Below are 19,642 nucleotides of genomic sequence, written 5' to 3' on the forward strand. Positions count from 1 at the left end.
CTCTCCTTGTCAAAAGTATTGCGCTACTGGTTGCTGTAGGTGGTGCCCTTCGGCAGCGGCAGCACGGCGTCGCGCTGCGCTTGGCTCTTGGGCCACACCACGGAGGATTTGTCGTCGATGTACTGGATCACCACCGGGAAGGAACGCTCGTTCTGGCCGGCCATCGGCGTGCCCTCGCCGTAGAACTTGACGCCGAAGCCGAGCATGGTGCCGCCTTCGGGGATGTCGGTGTCGAGCGCGGCCTTGCGCAGCGCGTCCGGATCGACCCCGCCATACTTCTTGATCGCGCGCGGCAGCACGTCGTTCATGAACACGTAGGTGTTGGACGCGCCGATGCCGACATGGGCGGAGCGGATGGCAACGCCAGGCTTGATCTTGTCGAACTCCTCACCGACCATCTTGATGATGGGCGCGAGTTTCGGGTCCATCGTCTTCTGGTTGGCGAGCCAGATCGAGATCGGGTCGGTGTTGAAGATGTAGTTGGCGTCCGCGCCCATGCCCTCCTTGAGCTTCTCATAGACGCCGTAGCCGGCGCCATGCCCGACCAGGGCGCCGAATTTCAGGCCCTGCTCGCGGGCCTGGCGCAGCAGCAGCGTGATGTCGGGGTTGTAGCCGGTGTGGAAGATCACGTCCGGCTTGGCGCGCTTGAGCTTGGTCACCAGCGCGGAGAGATCGGGTGCGGTCGCCGAATAGCCTTCCTTCAGCACGACGTTGAAACCGGCTTTCTTCGCACCGGCCTCGTTGCCTTTGGAGACATCGACGCCATAGGAGCCGTCCTCGTGGATAATGGCGACGCGCAGATCCTTCGGCTCCTTGCCGAACTTCTCCTTGGCGTTCTGCGCGATGAAGTCCATCGTCATCATGCCGAACTGATCGCCGCTCGCCTGCGGACGGAACACGTATTTGTAGTTCTTCTCGTTGAACACGGCGGACGAGATGCAGGTCGTCATCCACATGAACTTCTTGAGCTGCTCGACGCGGGCGGCCACCGGCACGCATTGCGCCGAGGAGAAGAAGCCGAGCACCAGGTCGACCTTCTCTTGCTCGAGCAGGCGGACGGATTCATTGATGGCGATGTCGGGCTTGCTCTGCGCATCGGCATAGACCGCCTCGATCTTGTAGCCCTCGACGCCGGTCTTGCCGAACTGGTCGAGGATGATCTTGGTGCCGATATATTCGAGCTCGGACCCGCCGCCCGCGAGCGGCCCGGTCAGGTCGAAAATCACGCCGATCTTGATCTTCTTCTCTTGAGCGTCAGCGGACGCCGCCAAGCCCGTCGCTGCTATCGCGACCAACAGCCCACGTACCAAGCGGGCAGCCATGCGCAGGCGCATCTAAACCTCCCTGGACGATTGTGCATTGCATTCTTGTTGCTTTTGCTTTTTGGCCCATCACATGGGCTGCGCGCAGCGATGTCAAGCCTCGCGCATCAACGCGATGCGAACTGCTGCGCGATAAAGGCCGTGACAAATCGCGGCATGGTCGGCGTGAGATCATCCATCCCGCGCACGAGATGAATGGCCGACAGCTCCGGCTCGGCCTCGCGCGCGAGATTGGCTTCGATCCGGGCACGGGCGACGTCGCCCGGCATATCCAGGTTGAGCACCTTGATCATTGCAATCGCGCGGTGGGAGACGACACAGTGCCAATCTGCTTCGGCCCGATAGTCGTCGGCCGTGAGCCCGGTCTCCTCCTCGAGCTCGCGGACGACGCTGCCGGGAATATCGAGCCTGCCGTCCCTGACGTCGCCCGGATCGGGTGTGCCCGAGGGGAAATAGATCCGCCCTGCATTGGCGGTGTGGGGCGCCATTTCGCCCATGATGAAAGCACCGTCGGAGGCGCGCAGCGCCCCCATGCCGAAACCGTTGAACACGGTAGGATCGGGAAATCCCCAGTCGCGCCAGGCGAGGAAGCTTGCGAAATCCACTTCGGAATAGGTCGCGGCGAAACCGCCATCCGAGAACACGGGATCGCGGCCGAGCAGGATGCGACCGTTCCAGATCTTGGGCCGCTCGCGCTGCTTTTCGGCGAAATGCGCCGCGATCTCGGCGCGGCGCTCCTCTGCGAACGGCCAGGAGATCGGCCGCACGGCAAGATCAAGCGTCGTGACGCGATGAATGGCTGGTGACGTCATGACGCCTGATTACAACGCGTTCGCGTCAGTTATTTGGCGCTCCCCGTGGTCTTCTTGGCCTGGTCGACGAACTTGTTGGTGAAGGTCTTGCTGACGTCGATCTTGGCATTGGCGACGTCCGGCGAGCCGACGCTGAACACCGCGAGCACGGCGTCGGCGCCCTTCGGGTCCATCTTGCCAGTTTCGGAGAACATCGGGATCGTGTTCTTCAGCGCGGCGAGATAGAGGTCCTTGTTCTTGCCGACCATCTCGTCCGGCATCTTCGCCATGATCTCCTCGGGCGAATGCGAATGGATCCAGGCGAGCGTCGCCAGCATCGCATTGGTGAGCGCCTGCGTCTCCTTCTCGTGGCCGTTGACCCAGGCCGCGGTCGAGTACAGCGCGCCGCCGGGATATTCGCCGCCGAACGTCTCGAGCGTGTCCTTCTGGGTGCGGGTGTCGGAGAGGATGCGCAGATCCTTGTGGCTGCCCTGGAGCACGGTCACGGAGGGATCGAGCATCACGGCCGCGTCGATCTGGCCCTGCTCCATCGCGGCGACCGCGGTGGCGCCGAGGCCGACGCCGATCACGGCGGCGCTGGTGGGATCGAGCCCGTTCTTCTTGAGCATGTATTTCAGGAAGAAGTCCGTAGACGAGCCGGGCGCGCTGACGCCGACCTTCTTGCCGGCGAGGTCCTTGACCGACTTGATGTCATTGGTGCGCGACGGCGCGACCACCAACACGAGGCCAGGATAGCGGTCATAGACCACGAAAGACTGAAGCTCCTGCTTCTTGGCGGCGAGGTTGACGCAATGGTCGAAATAGCCGGAGACGACGTCGGCGCTGCCGCCGAGCACGGCCTTGAGCGCGTCCGAGCCGCCCTTGAGGTCGACCAGCTCGACATTGAGGCCGGCCTTCTCGTATTCGCCGAGCTGCTTGGCCAGCACCGTCGGCAGATAGCACAGGCAGGCGCCGCCGCCGACCGCGATGGTGACCTTGCTTTGCGCCGCGGCAAATCCGGTGGTGAGCGTCAGCGCGAGCAGCGCGCCGGCGAGCCTGGCAATCGTGTTCTTCATTGGTTTCCTCCGTTCGGCTGGCGGCACCATAATGCAGCGCACCCGGCTTGAGAAGCGCAACTCAGGGCTCTGGCCATCGGCCTTTCGGCGCAATAGCATGGGCCCACAACAACAAGTCTTGATGGGGAGGATCATCCATGAATCGCCTTGCTGCCGGGCTCGCGCTCGCCGCCGCCTTTGCCGCAGGATGCGGCGCCAACCAGCTGCTCCGGCCGGCGCTGGCCGCCGAGAACATCACCGCACAGATCATCCATACCGGCGAGATGGATGGCGATGCGCTCGGGTCCGCCAACAATGTCGGCTTCCGCTCAAAGATGTTCGCGAGCGCCGACGGCGCCACGATCTCGATCCAGGTCGGCAACGTGCCCAAGCACATGCATCCCAACACCAACGAGATCCAGTACATCCTGGACGGGACCGGGACGATCTGGCTCGGCGACAAGGAGGTCACGGTGAAGCCCGGCGACCTCGTCATCATCCCGAAGGGCACCGCGCATGGCGGCACCAAGCCGATCAGCGGCCAGGTCAAGGCAATCGCGATCAAGACGCCGCCGCAGGCGCCTGATGATACCAAGCTGCTGGATTGAAGCCGCGAAAACGGAGCGTGGCTGAGTGCCCGGGCTCGCACGGCCGTGCGGGCCCGTTTCGTCAATTCCGGTGCTAGATCGGGCGCGTCTGCTTGCGGATCTCGTTTGCGATTGGCTTGAGGGTGTCCCCCGGAAGCTGGCCGACGAGCGTGTAACCCATGCCGCCCTCCGCCCACACGAAGCCCGCAACATCGCCGGTCGATTGCGGCATCATCGGCGTATCCAGATTGCGGTTGCTCATCGGGCGCGTCAGCACCACGAGGCGGTCGCCGCGATCGTCGTCGTACATGAACATCGCGGCCGGACCATGCGACGTCGGAACCAGGCGGCCACCCATCAGCCTATAGCCCGACACGGAGAGGTCCGGCACCTTGACCGCCTGCTTCAGCCGGTTGGAGACCCACTGTGTGAGCTCGGCGCTGTTGGACGCCCTTATCTCGACCGGCCGCACGCGATCGGGTGCAAAGACGTTATAGGAGTAGGCCGCCTCCTGCGCCAATGCGGACAGCCCGTTCGAGCCATCCTGCAACACGCTGCGCATGGTCCATCCGCCGAGGCCGCCAATGCCGAGAAGCAGCATCGCAGCGATCGCACCCCATAGCCGGAGCGGACGCCGCTTCCGGCCCTCGATGATGTGCGACAGGTTCAGCTCCGCCGGCAGTGGCTCGTCGGCAATCGAGGCCAGCGCGCCACGCAGCTGCTCGCGCTGGGTGGCGAAGGCGGCAACGCGGCTGGCGACATCCGGATGATCATCCAGATAGGACACGACCTCCGCGCGACGCTCGGGCTCGAGCACCTGGTCCACATAGGCGTGCAGATCGTCTTCCGTGATCGGCCGCTGGTTCATTTCAAGCTCCGCAATGCCACGACATTCCCCGGTGCAACGCCATCCATCTCCTGTTGCAGCCTCTCCCGCGCGCGCGAGAGGCGTGACATTACCGTACCGACCGGGACGTTGAGAACTGCCGCAGCGTCCGCATAGGAAAGATCTTCGACCCCAACGAGCAACAGCACGGCCCGCTGCTCCTCCGGGAGCTTTGCAAGTTTGCTCAGGACATCCTGATAGATCAGCCTCAGCTCCTGTGCTGCCGCACTGACGAGTTCCTGCTCGCCTGCATCGTCGATCGGCATGTGCCTGCCTCGCGCTCTGGCCTGGCGGAATTGGCTGACCGCCAGATTGTGGAGGATGGTGAACAGCCAGGCACGCACGCTTCCGTCGCGTCGTTGATGCCAGCGGCTGACGGCGCGCTCCAGGCAATCCTGGACCAGGTCGTCAGCCGCCGAGCGGTCGCGCACGAGGGCGCGCGCATAGCGACGGAGCGCAGGGATCAGCGGTTCGACCTGAACCAGCATGTCCTTCATGACGCGCTCCGTCACCTCTTCGTGGCTGCTTTGGCCGAGGTCATTGCGCCTCGACCTGGACGGCCTCGCCGGGCGCGGCCGCATCGCCGGCGGCAATCACCAGGTAGCGCTTTGCGGCTGCGGCAGACTGATCGACGATCTGTCGGATCGGGCCGGCCGCGTTGACGATAGCAGATCCGGCCGGATTGGTCATGAACGCGGCCAGCGGCTGCAGCGGGCCGCTACCGTCGCCATGCTCCGCCAGGGCAAGCACATATTTCTGCTTGGGCTGCAGTCCCGTCACCGAGGCCTGCAAGATCTGAATCAGGCCTTGGTCGAACAGCGACACGCTGGTCGGCGGCTTGCCGTCCTTTGCACCATCTTTCGACGCGAGCGACAGATGAGCCACCTGTCCGGCAACGCCGAGTGCCTGAAGATTCTGGCGGTCATCGGGGTCGGGCGCAGCATTTGGAACATAGGCGATCGCCTGCGGCGCCTGGCCGATCGGAACGTTCCCGACCACCGTGTTGGTCGCCGTGTCGATGGCCACCAGCGCGTCGGCGTTCTCCAGTCCCACATAGATCCGGGTGCCGTCGCCGGATGGCCACACGCCGTGCGGCAGATTCCCAACCGGGATCGTGGCGACAAGCGAGAAGTCGTCGGTGCGGAACACCTTCACTTCGTTCAGTCCGCCGATGGTGACATAGGCGAACGTGCCCTTGGTGGTGTGCGCGAAGTTGACGTGATTAGTGATTGGACCGGTATCGATCGTCTTGATCGCGTTGAACGGGGGCTTGGCGTTGAACACCTGGGTACGGCCGACGTCCTTCAGCGTGAACCAGACCTGGTTTCCATCGGGCGTCGCCGCGATGTTCGGACAGAACGGACTTTCCTGCTTCACCTTGGCAATGATCTTGTGCTCGGCCACCGCGACGACGTCGGTCTCGGGATTGAACGACGAGCAGATGTAGCCGTACTTGCCGTCTGGTGAGAAAATCTGCATGCCCGGCCCGTTCGGAGTCGTGATGCGGGTCTTCTCCTTGAAGCTGACGGGGTCGATGACGGAGATGTAGTTCTCGCCGCGAACGGTGACCCAGACCTCCTTGCCGTCGGGGGTGAAGAACGCCTCATGCGGCGATCGTCCGACATAAGTGGTGTGCTTGACCGCGTTGGTCGCGGTATCGATGAACGTCACCGAATTCGAGCCGATCGACACCACGGCAAGCGTCTTGTGATCGGGCGAATAGCCCATGCCGTGCACAAGCACCTGCCCCTTGTACAGCGGGCTGAAATTGCCGGGCTGCGGGTCGCCCAGCCGGATTACGCCAAGCAGCTTGTTGTCGACGGGGTCGGTGACCGAGACCGTGTTCGAGAACTGTTCCGCGGCGTAGAGGCGGTCGTGGTGGCTGACCGGAATATCGGGGGCGGATAGCGCACCCGGCGCCTGCCCTGCCCATGCGGCAGAGCCCGTGGCGAGCATGGAGGCTGCCAGAAAGATGCTCTTCATCATATTGATTGGTGACGTGGTCATCTGCGGCTCCTACTTCTTCATTCCATTGGACGTGTCCATCTGCATGCCCGGATGATGACCGGCAGCGACGGGAACGGGTGCCGACTGGGTTGGAGCAGGCGTGGTGTCCGTGGCAGGCTCGCCAATGGCGAGCTTCATGGCCGCGATCTCCTGCATCTGGTCGACGATGATTTCCTGGGCGATGCGCCTCAGCTGCTCGTTCTTGCCGTAGCGCAGTTCGATCACCGCCATGTCGATCGCGCCCTGATGATGCGGGTTCATCATCGCGACGAAGTCGCGGTCGACGTCGCCGGTCGGCTTGACCGTCATGTCGTTCATCATCTTGGTCATGGCGGCTTCGTTTTCTTCCAGGAACGCCCGTTCTTCTGCATTTTGCGCGGCCGGCGGGGCGGCTGGATGGGCTTCATGCGCGAACGCGAGCGGAGGCACCGCGAATGCGACCAAAATGCGCGCGGCAAGGAACGCCGTGCCGAGGCCGGGCCTGGGCCATCGACATCTGCTTGCGAGCGCTGCTACGGCGCGGCGAAATTGTAAGGAGGACATCGAAAACTCCCATGCGGGTGGTTGCATGGGGGTTTGACGCGCGGGCGCCCGTTCTATTCCGGCCGCTCAATCACATAAATGTCAGCGGGCAACGAGCCGGCCTAGCCGCGCCCGTCCACCGTCGGCCGCCACACCAGCAGCCGTCGCTCCACCAGCGTCACCCCGAAGTCGATCAGGATGACGAACGCCGACAGCACGAACATGCCGGCGAACACGCCGGCGACGTCGAACACGCCCTCGGCCTGCTGGATGAGATAGCCGAGCCCCGCCGCCGATCCCAGATATTCGCCGACGACCGCGCCGACCACGGCGAAACCGACCGAGGTGTGCAGCGAGGAGAACATCCAGGACAGCGCCGAGGGCCAATAGACGTGCTGCATCAGCTGCCGCTCGCTCATGCCGAGCATGCGGCCGTTATCGAGCACGGTGCGGCTGACTTCCTTGACGCCCTGATAGACGTTGAAGAAGACGATGAAGAACACCAGCGTCACCCCGAGCGCGACCTTGGACCAGATGCCGAGGCCGAGCCACAGCGCGAAGATCGGCGCGAGCACGACGCGCGGCAACGCGTTGACCATCTTCACGTAGGGATCGAACACCGCGGCAACGATCGGCTGGCGCGCGAACCAAAAGCCGACAAGAACGCCACCGAGCGATCCGATCACGAAGGCGAGGATCGATTCCGCGAGCGTGATGCCGAGATGCTTCCAAATCACGCCGGAGGCGAACCATTTCACGATCTGGCTGAAGACGTCGAACGGGTTGGAGAAGAAGAACGGCGGCAGCAGGATCTTGCCGAACACGGGAACGGTCGACAGCACCTGCCACAGCACGATGCAGACGACCGCGACCAGGACTTGCAGCGCGAACAGCGTCGGGCGCGACATCAGACCGCCTCCGCCGCGTGGGTGGACTGCGCGTAACCCTTCATCACCTCGTCCTTCAGCACGCTCCAGATCTCGCGATGAAGCGCGTGGAACTCCTTGTCGAGCCGCACCTCGAAAATGTCGCGCGGGCGCGGCAAGCTCACGCGCCAGTCGCCGATGATTCGCGAGGACGGCCCTGCCGACATGATCACCACGCGATCGGCGAGCGCGATCGCCTCTTCCAGGTCATGGGTGACGAACAGCACGGCCTTGCGGTCGGCGTTCCAGAGGTCGAGCAGCAGATTACCCATCACCTGCCGGGTCTGCGCATCGAGCGGCCCGAACGGCTCGTCCATCAGCAGGATCTTAGGATCGCGGATCAGCACCTGCGCCAGCGCCACGCGCTTGCGTTGGCCGCCGGAGAGCATGTGCGGATAGCGGCCGGCGAAGGCGCCGAGGCCGACCGACGTCAGCCATTTCTGCGCCCTTGGCAGCGCCTCGGCGCGCGGCGTGCCCTTGATCTCGAGCCCGATCGCGACATTGTCGAGCGCGGTCTTCCAGGGGAACAGCGCGTCGGCCTGGAACAGGTAGCCGGCGTCCCGGTTCAGCCCCGCAAGCGGCCGGTCGAATATCTTGACGTTGCCGGCAGCGGGCTTCAGCAGGCCGGCCGCGACGTTGAGCAGCGTCGATTTCCCGCACCCCGTGGGCCCGACGATGGCGACGAACTCGCCCTGCGCGACCGTAAGATGCGCCTTCTCCACCGCCGTATAGACCCGCCCGTCCCCGAGCCGGAACGCAACCTTGGCATCTTCCAGCGCCACTGCCGTGGGCGTTGTCATGTATTCCCTCCAGACTTGACCCGATGCCTTAGCCGCTCGCGCCGCCAAGTTCAATCAAGCCGCCAAGCGTGCTACGCATGGGCTCTTGCCGTGCTCTTACCCTCCCCTGGAGGGGGAGGGTCGGCTCACATGAGCGCAGCGAAATGTGAGACGGGATGGGGTGACAGGCTCTCCAATGAGGCGGTGCCCGTGTTGAGAGATCACCCCACCTCGCTCGCGCTTCGCGCGATCGCCCCTCCCCCTCCAGGGGAGGGTAAGAGAAGCGAGCCGCGTCGAATGCCTTCCAAGCTGGCCATCAGCTACGCCCACGTCACCAAGAGCTTCGGCACGCTCAAGGCCGTCGACGACGTATCGCTTGATATCGCCGAGGGCGAGTTCGTAGCGATCGTCGGCGGCTCGGGCTCGGGCAAGACCACGTTGCTGCGGCTCGCCAACCGGCTGATCGAGGCCGCCGGCGGCACCATCACGGTCGAGGGCGAGGACGTGCGAAACGTCGATCCGGTCGCGCTGCGGCGGCGGATCGGCTACGTCTTCCAGAGCGGCGGGCTGTTCCCGCATTTGAGTGTCGCCGACAATATCGGGATCACGCCCAAATTGCTGGGCGCGCCGGCGGCGGATATCGCGGTGCGGGTCGACGAGCTGCTGGAGCTCGTACAGCTCGACCGTAGCGCCCATCGCGACCGCCTCCCCGAAGCGCTCTCGGGCGGTCAGCAGCAGCGCGTCGGCGTGGCGCGGGCGCTCGCGGCACGCCCGCGCATCGTGCTGATGGACGAGCCGTTCGGCGCGCTCGATCCCCTCACCCGCGATGCGCTCGGCGACGATTATCGCGCGCTGCACAAGAAGCTCGGCCTGACCACCGTCATGATCACGCATGACATGACCGAGGCGATCCTGCTTGCCGACCGCATCGCGGTGATGCGCGGCGGCAAGCTGCTGGCGCAGGGCACGCCGGCGGAGCTCTCGAACAGCAGCGATGCCTATGTGCTGGAGCTGCTGAGGACGCCGCGGCGCCAGGTCGAGCGGCTGAACACGCTGCTGCCGCAGAGCGGTGCGGCATGAGCCTCCTCAATGATCCGCGCTGGGGCGAGGCGCTGGCGCATTTGCCCGACTATCTCGGCAACCATGTGCGGGTGAGTCTTGCCGCGCTCGCGCTTGGCCTTGCCGTCAGCCTGCCGCTCGCGATACTGACGCGCAACCGGCCCGCGCCGCGCGCGGTTCTGCTCGCGCTCGCCAGCATCGTGCAGACGGTGCCGGGGCTGGCGCTGCTGGCGCTGTTTTATCCACTGCTGCTGCTAGCTGCCTCGGTCACGCTCGCCTGGTTCGGCGTCTCTTTCTCCGCCTTCGGCTTCCTGCCGGCGATGCTGGCGCTGGCGCTCTATTCCATGCTGCCGGTGCTGCGCAACGGCATCACCGGCCTCAACGGCATCGATCCCGCGCTGATCGAGGCCGCCAAGGGCGTCGGCATGACCGCACGGCAGTCGCTCGTCATGGTCGAGCTGCCGCTGGCGCTGCCGGTGATGATGGCGGGCATTCGCACCGCCGCGGTGTGGGTGATCGGCACCGCGACGCTCTCGACCCCGATCGGGCAGACCAGCCTCGGCAACTACATCTTTGCGGGATTGCAGACCCAGAACTGGGTGTTCGTGCTGTTCGGCTGCTTTGCCTCGGCGCTGCTGGCGCTCGCGGTCGATCAGCTGCTCGGCCTGATCGAAGGTGGCCTGCGCCAGCGCCGCCGCCTGCGCACCGCGCTTGGCGGTATTGGAATTGCGGCGCTGGTCGCCGCAACGCTGGTGCCGACGATGGGGCGCTCGCCGCAGAATTATGTAGTCGGGGCCAAGACCTTTGCCGAGCAATACGTGCTGTCGTCCCTGCTCCGCGACCGCCTCCAGGCCGCCGGTCTCACCGCCACAGCGCGTTCGGGCCTCGGCTCCAGTGTGATCTTCGAGGCGCTGAAGGCCGGCGACATCGATCTCTATGTCGATTATTCCGGCACGCTCTGGGCCAACCAGCTGCACCGCACCGACATTAAGCCGCGGGCGGAACTGTTGGCCGACCTCAAAACAGCGCTCGCGAAGGATAACATCACCCTGCTCGGCGAGCTCGGCTTCGAGAACGCCTATGCGCTGGTGATGCCGAAGCAGCGCGCCGAGGCGCTTCATATCCGCAGCATCGCCGATCTCGCCGCACACGCGCCGACGATGTCGATTGCCGGCGACTACGAATTCTTCTCGCGGCCGGAATGGGCGGCGCTGCAAAAGGCCTATGGCCTCTCGTTCCGCGCCCAGCGCCAGATGCAGCCCGACTTCATGTATGCCGCGGTCGCCAGCGGCGAGGTCGACGTCATCGCCGGCTACACCAGCGACGGGCTGATTGCGAAATACGACCTCGTCGTGCTCGACGATCCCAAGCACGCGATCCCGCCCTATGACGCGATCCTGCTGCTCGCGCCAAAGCGCGCCGGCGATGAAAAATTGCAGACGGCGCTCGAGCCGCTGCTCGGCAAGATCGACATCGCGACCATGCGCGAGGCAAACCTGCGCGCCAGCGGCAATGATGCGAATTCATCACCCGATGCGGTGGCGAAGTGGCTGTGGGAGAAGGTGGGCCGGCGCTAGAGCGAGGCTCTGCGCCGCCGCCCTTGCTAGACCTTCTCGGTTGCCCCTCCGGCGTCGACCCAGTCCTTGAAGCCGCCGACGTTGTAGACATGGCTATAGCCCATGTCCTGAAGCAGCTTGCCGGCCAGCGCCGAACGGCCGCCCGAGGCGCAATAGAGGATCACCGTCTTGTCCCTGGCGAGAGCCTTGTCGTGATAGGGCGAGTCCGGATCGGCCCGAAACTCCAGCATGCCGCGGGAGACATTCAGTGCGCCGGGAATCTTGCCGCTCTTCTCGATTTCCGGCGCATCGCGCACGTCGAGCACGAGCGCGCCCTTGCCGATCATCTCCTTCGCCTGGGCCGGCGTGATCTTCGGCACGGCGGCGTTGGCGGCTTCGAGCATCTGTTTCACGGATATTGCCAATGTCGTCTCCTTAGGGTTGGCTGTTTGTCAAGCGCCCCCTTAGCCGGCATCGTCTGTCGTCGCGTCCACCGTTTGGAGGACAGCGCGAGGTGAAATATCGACGGATGCGGTGGCGAATGAATGGCCGCGATGGAAACTACAGCCCCCGGATCATCCCGGCATTGATCAGCAACCGATTCAACCGCCGCGCCTCCGCGCCGTCCTTGCAGCCGTAGAAGATGCCCTTGCAACGGAGCATGATCTGCTTCTGCTCGGCGAAGGACGGATCGAGCGGGATGCCGGCAGTCTCCTGGATCACCAGCGGCAGATACGGGCCGTCGACCGTGTCCATCACGGCCTCGGTTTTGACCGGCTCGAAATTGACGGCATCAATCGCGTAATAGGTCGCGTAGAGACGCGGATCGTAGGCATCGAGCTTCTTGCCGATCGCGCCCTCGTCGAGCCCGGGCTCGAGCAGGTTCGGCGCGAATTCCGGCTGGTGATCGCCATAGCGCACGATCAGGAACGGCTCGCTCGGAAAGTTCTTCTTCAGACCCGCGACGAACGCCTTATACTGCTCTGCGCTCATCGCCTGGCGGCGCAGATATTCGTCGATGGACGGAACATTGCCCGGCGCACGCCAGTTCGGCAGCAGGTCCGGACGGTAGCGCGTCTCCCAGGGGAAATGATTGGCGCCGAGATAGATGAAGGTGAACAGCGGCTTGTTCGGCGGCTGCTGGCCCATCAGCTGCAGCGCCTTGTCGTAGAAGAAGCTGTCGGGCTCGACATCCCTGGCGCCGAGGTCCTTCGCGTCGAGAAAGCGCTCGACGCCGGTCGTCAGCTGGAAGCTGCGCGCGCCCATGAAGCCGCCATGGGCGGGATAGAGCGAGAGCGTATCGTAGCCGCAGCGGCGCAGCGCCAGCGGCAGGCCGCGTTCGACCCGGTTGGATGCGATACGCGTCACGAAATAGGCGAAGCGGCCGAACGAACGCGAGGAAAGTCCCGCGAGCACGTTGTATTCGGTGAACCAGCTCGGCCCGCCATTGCTTTCCGCAAGGAAGGTGCGCTGCCTGCCGTCCCAGGACTTGAAGTGATTGCCATAGCCCGGCGGCACCTTGATGCCCTGCGCGGCGCGGATGTCGAAGCTCGATTCATCATGGATCATGATGATGTTCGGCCGGCGGCCCGCGGGATGGCAGGCATCGACCAGCGGCATGTTGAGCCGCTCATTGGTCGAGGCCGCCGACTCCATGAGGCCGTACTGCGCGAAATCGGAGACCGCGGTGACGCCCGAGCGGAAGAATTTCGAGAGATAGCCATCGTCGTAATAGCCGCGCCAGGCCTCATCGGGATGATAGAGCGAATAGCCGACCAGCCCAGCCACGCAGGCGAGCATGGAAGCAAGCGCCGGCAAGCGGCGGATCCGAAACGGATCGAGCCACCACAGCGCGTACATCAGCGGCAACGTGACGAGACCGGCCAGGATCACCGACCAGCGCAGACTCGGGAAGATCGTGAACAGGAACGCGACGGTGTCGCGGTCGATCATCATCAGGTCGATGAAGTTGACCGTCATCTGCACGACGTCGTGCTTGAGCCGCGATAGCAGCACCAGCACGACGACCATGGTCAGCGACAGCGCGCCCGACAGCGCCGGCCGCCGCAGCAGCGTGATCCAGAAGAAGTTGAGGATGCCCCAGGCGAGCGCGAAGGCGAGACGCGAGCCGAAATCGGTCTCAGTCTCATACATCAGCGCCAGCGCGGCGAGATGCGGCACCGCAACCGCGAGCAACCGCCAGATGCCGAGCGCGGCGACGCTCGCCAGTACGGCGGTGGTGGCAGAAGGACCTGGATTGGGCGCGGACGCCATCGACGGGCACGCAACTTCTGGTCCGGCGCGGTGATGCCAAGCCGTCGAGCCGGCCCCAGGACGGCTGCGGCGTCCGGCGCAGCCGGAAGCCTGCACCGTGTCACAAAACTGTAACGGAACCGTCACGGGCAGGCAACGCGATCCGGCGTCCGACCTTCGCTTAATGTTAGCAACGCGCGAATGTGCCGCACGCTTGGGCGCGCTGCCTTCAACTCTATCGGCTCACCCGAGGAGCCCGCGAAGCGCGCGGGGGGGCAGCTGGGGCCTCTATGGTTCGAGACGGCGCTGCGCGCCTCCTCACCATGAGGGTCGGATGGCTAGGCCTTCGCGATCCCGGCGATGAACAGATCGATCACCCCCTCCGCCATGCGGTCGATCTCGCCCGCCGCCACGCCCCAGCGCGGGAAGTGGCCGTCCAGATTCATCCGGGCGAAGCCATAGACCAGGGCGCGGCCGGCGATCTGGATGCGCTTGAGGTCGGCCGATCGCAGCAGGCCTTGGCTGGCGGCGTCAGCCAGCATCTGCTCGGTCAGCGCGATCAATTCGGCATTGTCGCGAGTCAGCTCGGTGGAGCTGCCATGGGCGAAATAGCGCCCGGTGGAGATGATCTCGAAATGCGCGGGGTTGCGCATCGCCCAGCGCAAATACGCAAGGCCGAAGGCGCGGAAGCGGCCGAGTGGATCGGCGGCTGGGGCCTGCCCCAGCGCCACCTCAATCTCGGCACGAAAGCGCCGCTGTGCCTCCTCGGCCACCGCCGCCATGAGGGCATCGCGGTTCGGGAAGTGCCGGAATGGCGCCCCCGGCGACACAGCGGCACGGCGGGCAGCCTCGCGCACCGAGACCTCGGCACCCTCTTCTGCCAGTTGCAACGCAGCATCGATCAGCACACGGCGGAGGTCGCCATGATGATAGGGCCGAGCTTCAGGTGTCTGGCGGCGGGCGCGCGGTTTGGACGGCTGTCGGGCAGGCATGGCGCTTCCTAGCATCACCCGAACGTGAATGTAAGCAGTGATTACACCGTTGACGGACTTACCGCCACGAAATGTAATCAGTGATTACATAACGGAGGCGATTGCCATGTCACAACGTCAAGGCCGGTTCGAAGGCTGGCGGCTGCTCGCCGTACTCACCCTGAGCCTGCTCGCGCTCAGCCTGTGGATCGCCTCGATGCGGCAGTTCGAGGTCGAGGGCGTACGCATGGTGATCCGCTTCACGGCGCGCAGCTCGCTGCTACTGTTCTGCCTCGCCTTCAGCGCCGCGGCTTTGGCCCGGCTCTGGCCCAACCCCTGGACGCGATGGCAACGCCGCAACCGCCGCTATCTGGGCTTGAGCTTTGCGGCCTCCCACGCCATCCATGCGGCGGCGATCGTCGCCTTTGCCAACATGGATCCGGCCGGCTTTGCCGGGGCCACCTCCGCCGCCTCCTACATCTTCGGCGGCATCGGCTATGGCTTCATCGTCGCGATGAGCGCGACCTCGTTCGACCGCACCGCGGCGCTGGTCGGGCCGCGCGCCTGGCGCGCCCTGCACCTTGTCGGGGGCTATTACCTCTGGTTCCAGTTCATGGTGTCGTTCGGCAAGCGCGTGCCGGCGATGCCGCTCTATGCCGCGTTCCTCGTTCCGCTGCTCGCGGTAATGGCGCTGCGGCTGATCGCGATGGCCGCGCGTCCGCGCGGGCAAACCGTGGCGGCGGGCTGAGGGGCCCGCCTAAAGCGCGATGAGATTGGGATGAATCGTCATCGCGCTTTAGGTTGTTGTTTAAGCATGATCTTTTCGGAAAACCGCTTCGCACTTTTCCGGATCATGCTTTAGTGCGGCAACAGCCCGAGCCGCTTGGCGATGATGCGATCGAGCATCCGCTTCGGCAGCACGGCGCCAATCAGATGGCGCAGCGGATCCGGCGTGATCTGGTAACGTACCTTGGGGCTTGCCGCAGTCAGCGCTTCGAACACGATTTCGGCGATGCGCTCGGCGGGCAGGCCCTTGGCGCCGATCTCCATCATGAACGCCATGACCTTGTTCAGCGCCGGCAGGTAGGGCGAGTTCTGGTAGACGGACAGATCGATCTCTTCCGCCTTGCTCCAGATCGGCGTCTTCACCGCGCCGGGGGCGACGATGATGACGTCGATGCCAAACAGCATCAGCTCGCGGCGCAGGCTCTCCGACAGCCCCTCGACGGCGTGCTTGGACGTGCAATAGGGCGCCGACAACGGATTGCCGTTCCTGCCCGCGACCGAGCTGATCATCACGATCCGTCCCTTCGGCCCCTTCAGCGACGGGTCGGCGCCGAGCAGCGGCCCGAACGCCTGCGTCGCGATGACGGGGCCAATGACGTTGATGTCCATCTGGCGGCGGAAGTCGTCGGCCGACAATTCGAGCACGGGGCCGGCGACCGCGATGCCGGCATTGTTGACGAGGCCGGCCAGCGTCTCACCGCCGAGCGCCTCGCGAACTTGTCGCGCTGCAGCGAGGACTGCGGCCTCGTCGGTGACGTCGAACAGCAGCGGCGTGAAGTTGTCGCTGAACTCACCCTTGAGCCGGTCGGCATCGGCCTGCTTGCGGACGCTGCCGAAGACGCGATAGCCGCGCCCGATCAGGAATTTCGCAGCGGCCCAGCCGATGCCGGTGGATGCGCCGGTGATGACGACGGATCGCATGGTCCCCTCCCCCTCGAGTTCCCGGGATCATGCAGGAGAAGGGTACGCCAGTGCAATGGACGGGGTTCTCAGGCCGCGCAACGACGGCGCTTTTCGTGCGAGTGAGGCGCCGCAAAGAAGGTGCAGCGGATGTGGAATCTTAGAATGAAGCGGCACGCGAACGGCGCTCGGCGAGATAACGAGCGCGATGAGACCGCGGATGAAGAGCCGAATCTTTGACTCTGAAGACGCTGGGCTTTTGGCGATCGGTATGTCTGAAAAAGTTCTGAGAAACGACGCGAGGTCAAGAATGTGGTTTAAGCGTCAGTTCTTGCTGCTCAGAGAGCAATTCAGCTCGCGAAGAATTTGAATGAAGCAGCAAAGCTTCGGGTGAGATGGAGAGAGCGAGAACGCCATTTGCGATCTCGCTCGTTTGTAGGGACGAAGGTTTAAGATTTGGTTTGGCGAGCGAAGCTTGTGCTTAACCCGTCATTCCGGGCGCGCGTTCGCGCGAACCCGGAATGACGGCGATGCCGTCAGTTCTTCGACTTGTCGACCAGCGCGCCCTTCTTGATCCAGGGCATCATGTCACGCAGCTTCGCGCCGACTTCCTCGATCGGGTGCGCGGCGAGCTTGGCGCGGGTCGCCTTGAACGAGGTCTGGTTGACCTTGTTCTCGAGCATCCAGTCGCGGGCGAACTTGCCGCCCTGGATGTCGGCGAGAACCTTGCGCATCTCCTTCTTGGTCTCGTCGGTGATGATGCGCGGGCCGGTGACGTACTCGCCATACTCGGCGGTGTTGGAGATCGAGTAGTTCATGTTCGCGATGCCGCCTTCATAGATCAGGTCGACGATCAGCTTCACTTCGTGCAGGCACTCGAAATAGGCCATCTCCGGGGCGTAGCCGGCTTCGACCAGGGTCTCGTAGCCACCCTTGATCAGCTCGACCAGACCGCCGCACAGAACCACCTGCTCGCCGAACAGGTCGGTCTCGCACTCTTCCTTGAAGGTGGTCTCGATGATGCCGGCGCGGCCACCGCCGACGGCCGAAGCGTAGGACAGGCCGAGGTCATGGGCGTTGCCCGAGACGTCCTTGGCGATCGCGATCAGGCAGGGCACGCCGCCGCCGCGCTGATACTCCGAGCGCACGGTGTGGCCGGGGCCCTTCGGCGCGATCATCAGCACGTCGAGGTCGGCGCGCGGGTCGAGCAGGTTGAAGTGGACGTTGAGGCCGTGCGCGAACACCAGGGCGGCGCCCTTCTTCATGTTGTCGTGAAGGTGGTCACGATAGATGTCGCCCTGGAGCTCGTCCGGGGTCAGCATCATGACGAGGTCGGCCCATTTGGCGGCCTCGGCAACTTCCATCACCTTGAAGCCGGCGGCTTCCGCCTTCTTCACCGAGCCCGAGTCCTTGCGCAGCGCAATGGCGACTTCCTTGACGCCGGAGTCCTTCAGGTTGAGCGCATGGGCGTGGCCCTGGCTGCCATAGCCGACGATGGCGACCTTCTTGCCCTTGATCAGGTTCAGGTCGGCGTCGCGATCGTAATAAACACGCATAGTCGTTTCCTCGTTGCGGGCCGAAATCGGCCGATGGTCAGTGTCCGAAGGGTGAAATTTGCGGATTTCGGGGGCTGTCTAGAGCATTTCGGCCCCTTAGGGAAACCCGTTTCTGCATGGAAATCCGCGACATCATGCATCCATGAAAACGGGGTAGAGGGAGGCGAGCAGCAGGATCGCCATCAGGATATTGAAGGCGCGGACCAGCCGCTCGGAGGTCAGGACGGGCCGCAAGGCAGTGCCAAACAAGGCCCAGACCACGGTCGAGACCGTTCCGACCAGCAGGCTGATCAAGGTCTGGATCGCGATGTTCAGGGGGAATTGGGCGATCGCTGCATAGGCGGTGATGGTGCCGATCACGATCACCCAGCCCTTGGCGTTGATCCACTGGAACATCGCCGCACCCCAGAAGGTCATCGGGCCGCGGGCGCTCTCCTCGCCCGGCTTGGCCGGTCCGGAGAAGGCGATCACGACGGCGAGGTAGATCAGGTAGGCGGCGCCGGCATATTTCAGGATGGTCTGAAGGATCGGATAGGCCAGGAAGACGGTGCCGAGCCCAAGGCCGACGGTGGCGACCATGAAGGCAAAGCCGAGGACGATGCCGACGATGTGCGGGATGGTGCGGCGGAAGCCGTAGGTGAGGCCCGACGACAGCAGCATGATGTTGTTCGGCCCGGGCGTGAAGTACATCACGACCATGAAGGCGAGGAAGGCGTAGAACAGCGAGTAGGCCATCATCACCTCACGCGGTCTTCGGCAGCGCCCGGGGACGCTGAGCCAGCACCATCACGGCGATGCCGGCGATCACAGTCACCATGCCGGCCAGGCGCAGCGGCCCGAACCGCTCGCCGAAGACGATGCTGGAGGCCGCCGAGCCGACGAACGGCACCAGCAGCGCGAACGGCACCACCTGGGCCGCCGGGTAATCGCGCAGCAATCGGCCCCAGAGCCAGTAGGCAATGCTGGTGGAGATGGCGCCCAGCGCCAGCATGCAGAGCGCTGACGTCAGCGACATGTGTGTCAGCGAGGTCCAGGTGGGAGCGGGACCGTTGGCGACCAACGCCAGCACGAACAGCGGCACGGCCGAGGCAAGGCACAGCCAGGCGAACAGGTCGAACATCGGCACACCGCGGGCACCACGCAGCAGGAGATTGCCGACAGCAAAGCTGACCGGCGAGATCATCAGCACCGCAAAGGCACTGACGGTGAAATCATAGCCAACGGTGCCGCAGATCATCAGGAGGCCAGCGGCGGCGATGACGATGCCCAGCGTCTGCACCGGCGTCGGGCGTTCGCCGAAGGCGATCGCGGCGAAGCCGATGGTGAACAGCGCCTGGCTCTGCACGACGACGGAGGTCAGCCCCACCGGCACGCCGTGGGCGATGCCGTAGGCCTGCGACAGGAACTGGCCGAGGAACAGCGTGAAGCTGATCGCGATCAGCAGCGACCAGGCGACCTTCGGTTTGCGGATGAACAGGCACGGCACCGCGGCAATCGTAAAGCGCAACGCCGTCATCAGCTCCGGTGACAACTCGTCGAGCGCAATCCGGCTTGCCACGAAGGCAAGCCCCCAGATGATCGCCACCATGACGGCGATGAGGATGTCGGCCGGCTTCATTGTTGTTTCCGGTTCTGCCTTGTCGTGCAGCCCTGTTTGTTGTTCTGGTCTAGCCTTGCTCGCCGGCC

At 64.5% G+C, this 19,642-nt stretch carries 20 protein-coding genes; 4 read left to right on the forward strand and 16 right to left on the reverse strand.

What is annotated here, in order from left to right; all coding sequences use genetic code 11:
- Positions 1-23 precede the first annotated feature (23 nt).
- From WN72_RS36365 to WN72_RS36375, 3 genes are all read right to left on the reverse strand, one after another.
- Complete coding sequence (locus WN72_RS36365) at positions 24-1,334, reverse strand: ABC transporter substrate-binding protein (protein WP_092212525.1); 1,311 nt, start codon at positions 1,332-1,334, stop codon at positions 24-26.
- 95 nt (positions 1,335-1,429) lie between these two features.
- Positions 1,430-2,134 (reverse strand): NUDIX hydrolase, encoded by a 705-nt coding sequence (locus WN72_RS36370; protein WP_027560490.1) that lies wholly within the window; start codon positions 2,132-2,134, stop codon positions 1,430-1,432.
- A 29-nt stretch (positions 2,135-2,163) separates the two neighbouring features.
- Positions 2,164-3,189: an ABC transporter substrate-binding protein gene (locus WN72_RS36375; protein ID WP_027560491.1), complete on the reverse strand. Its 1,026-nt coding sequence runs from the start codon at positions 3,187-3,189 to the stop codon at positions 2,164-2,166.
- A 137-nt stretch (positions 3,190-3,326) separates the two neighbouring features.
- Between WN72_RS36375 and WN72_RS36380 the strand changes: the two genes are divergently transcribed.
- Positions 3,327-3,776 carry a cupin domain-containing protein gene (locus WN72_RS36380; RefSeq protein ID WP_027560492.1) on the forward strand — a complete coding sequence of 150 codons (450 nt, stop codon included), beginning with the start codon at positions 3,327-3,329 and terminating at the stop codon, positions 3,774-3,776.
- A 73-nt stretch (positions 3,777-3,849) separates the two neighbouring features.
- On the opposite strand, the gene WN72_RS36385 is transcribed toward WN72_RS36380, so the two are convergent.
- The 6 genes from WN72_RS36385 to WN72_RS36410 form a co-directional block, all read right to left on the reverse strand.
- The gene (locus WN72_RS36385; RefSeq protein WP_092212529.1) at positions 3,850-4,623 is read right to left on the reverse strand and encodes an anti-sigma factor family protein; all 774 of its coding nucleotides are present in this window, start codon (positions 4,621-4,623) and stop codon (positions 3,850-3,852) included.
- Positions 4,620-5,138: a sigma-70 family RNA polymerase sigma factor gene (locus WN72_RS36390; protein ID WP_092213050.1), complete on the reverse strand. Its 519-nt coding sequence runs from the start codon at positions 5,136-5,138 to the stop codon at positions 4,620-4,622. Before WN72_RS36390 ends, WN72_RS36385 begins: the two co-directional genes overlap by 4 nt.
- Positions 5,139-5,178: 40 nt before the next feature.
- Entirely contained in the window at positions 5,179-6,648 is a 1,470-nt protein-coding gene (locus WN72_RS36395; protein WP_092212530.1) for a YncE family protein, read from the reverse strand.
- A 9-nt stretch (positions 6,649-6,657) separates the two neighbouring features.
- Positions 6,658-7,191 carry a DUF305 domain-containing protein gene (locus WN72_RS36400; RefSeq protein ID WP_167380605.1) on the reverse strand — a complete coding sequence of 178 codons (534 nt, stop codon included), beginning with the start codon at positions 7,189-7,191 and terminating at the stop codon, positions 6,658-6,660.
- Between the two features lie 101 nt (positions 7,192-7,292).
- Positions 7,293-8,078, reverse strand: a complete 786-nt coding sequence (locus tag WN72_RS36405; RefSeq protein WP_027560497.1) for an ABC transporter permease — start codon at positions 8,076-8,078, stop codon at positions 7,293-7,295.
- Positions 8,078-8,896, reverse strand: a complete 819-nt coding sequence (locus tag WN72_RS36410) for an ABC transporter ATP-binding protein (RefSeq protein WP_092212534.1) — start codon at positions 8,894-8,896, stop codon at positions 8,078-8,080. The genes WN72_RS36405 and WN72_RS36410 overlap by 1 nt, the downstream gene beginning before the upstream one ends.
- 276 nt (positions 8,897-9,172) lie before the next feature.
- On the opposite strand from WN72_RS36410, the gene WN72_RS36415 reads away from it, so the two are divergent.
- Positions 9,173-9,955 (forward strand): ATP-binding cassette domain-containing protein, encoded by a 783-nt coding sequence (locus tag WN72_RS36415; RefSeq protein ID WP_092212536.1) that lies wholly within the window; start codon positions 9,173-9,175, stop codon positions 9,953-9,955.
- Positions 9,952-11,511, forward strand: coding sequence for a glycine betaine ABC transporter substrate-binding protein (locus WN72_RS36420; protein WP_027560500.1), 1,560 nt, complete (start codon positions 9,952-9,954; stop codon positions 11,509-11,511). Before WN72_RS36415 ends, WN72_RS36420 begins: the two co-directional genes overlap by 4 nt.
- Positions 11,512-11,537: 26 nt before the next feature.
- Here WN72_RS36420 and WN72_RS36425 read toward each other — a convergent pair whose 3' ends face one another.
- From WN72_RS36425 to WN72_RS36435, 3 genes are all read right to left on the reverse strand, one after another.
- The gene (locus WN72_RS36425) at positions 11,538-11,915 is read right to left on the reverse strand and encodes a rhodanese-like domain-containing protein (RefSeq protein ID WP_092212538.1); all 378 of its coding nucleotides are present in this window, start codon (positions 11,913-11,915) and stop codon (positions 11,538-11,540) included.
- Positions 11,916-12,051: 136 nt separating this feature from the next.
- The gene (locus WN72_RS36430; RefSeq protein WP_092212540.1) at positions 12,052-13,764 is read right to left on the reverse strand and encodes a sulfatase-like hydrolase/transferase; all 1,713 of its coding nucleotides are present in this window, start codon (positions 13,762-13,764) and stop codon (positions 12,052-12,054) included.
- Positions 13,765-14,081: 317 nt separating this feature from the next.
- Positions 14,082-14,735, reverse strand: a complete 654-nt coding sequence (locus tag WN72_RS36435) for a TetR/AcrR family transcriptional regulator (RefSeq protein WP_245003221.1) — start codon at positions 14,733-14,735, stop codon at positions 14,082-14,084.
- A gap of 106 nt (positions 14,736-14,841) precedes the next feature.
- Here WN72_RS36435 and WN72_RS36440 point away from each other — a divergent pair, with 106 nt between their 5' ends.
- Positions 14,842-15,462 carry a hypothetical protein gene (locus WN72_RS36440; protein ID WP_092212543.1) on the forward strand — a complete coding sequence of 207 codons (621 nt, stop codon included), beginning with the start codon at positions 14,842-14,844 and terminating at the stop codon, positions 15,460-15,462.
- A gap of 110 nt (positions 15,463-15,572) precedes the next feature.
- Here WN72_RS36440 and WN72_RS36445 read toward each other — a convergent pair whose 3' ends face one another.
- The 4 genes from WN72_RS36445 to WN72_RS36460 form a co-directional block, all read right to left on the reverse strand.
- On the reverse strand, positions 15,573-16,421 hold the full coding sequence (locus WN72_RS36445; RefSeq protein ID WP_092212545.1) for an SDR family oxidoreductase: 849 nt from the start codon (positions 16,419-16,421) through the stop codon (positions 15,573-15,575).
- Positions 16,422-16,936: 515 nt separating this feature from the next.
- Positions 16,937-17,956 (reverse strand): ketol-acid reductoisomerase, encoded by a 1,020-nt coding sequence (ilvC, locus tag WN72_RS36450; protein ID WP_027560506.1) that lies wholly within the window; start codon positions 17,954-17,956, stop codon positions 16,937-16,939.
- Positions 17,957-18,088: 132 nt separating this feature from the next.
- The gene (locus WN72_RS36455) at positions 18,089-18,691 is read right to left on the reverse strand and encodes a LysE family translocator (protein ID WP_027560507.1); all 603 of its coding nucleotides are present in this window, start codon (positions 18,689-18,691) and stop codon (positions 18,089-18,091) included.
- 7 nt (positions 18,692-18,698) lie between these two features.
- The gene (locus WN72_RS36460) at positions 18,699-19,574 is read right to left on the reverse strand and encodes an EamA family transporter (protein WP_027560508.1); all 876 of its coding nucleotides are present in this window, start codon (positions 19,572-19,574) and stop codon (positions 18,699-18,701) included.
- Between the last annotated feature and the right edge of the window lie 68 nt (positions 19,575-19,642).

It is taken from the genome of Bradyrhizobium arachidis, assembly GCF_015291705.1.
GTDB lineage: Bacteria > Pseudomonadota > Alphaproteobacteria > Rhizobiales > Xanthobacteraceae > Bradyrhizobium > Bradyrhizobium arachidis.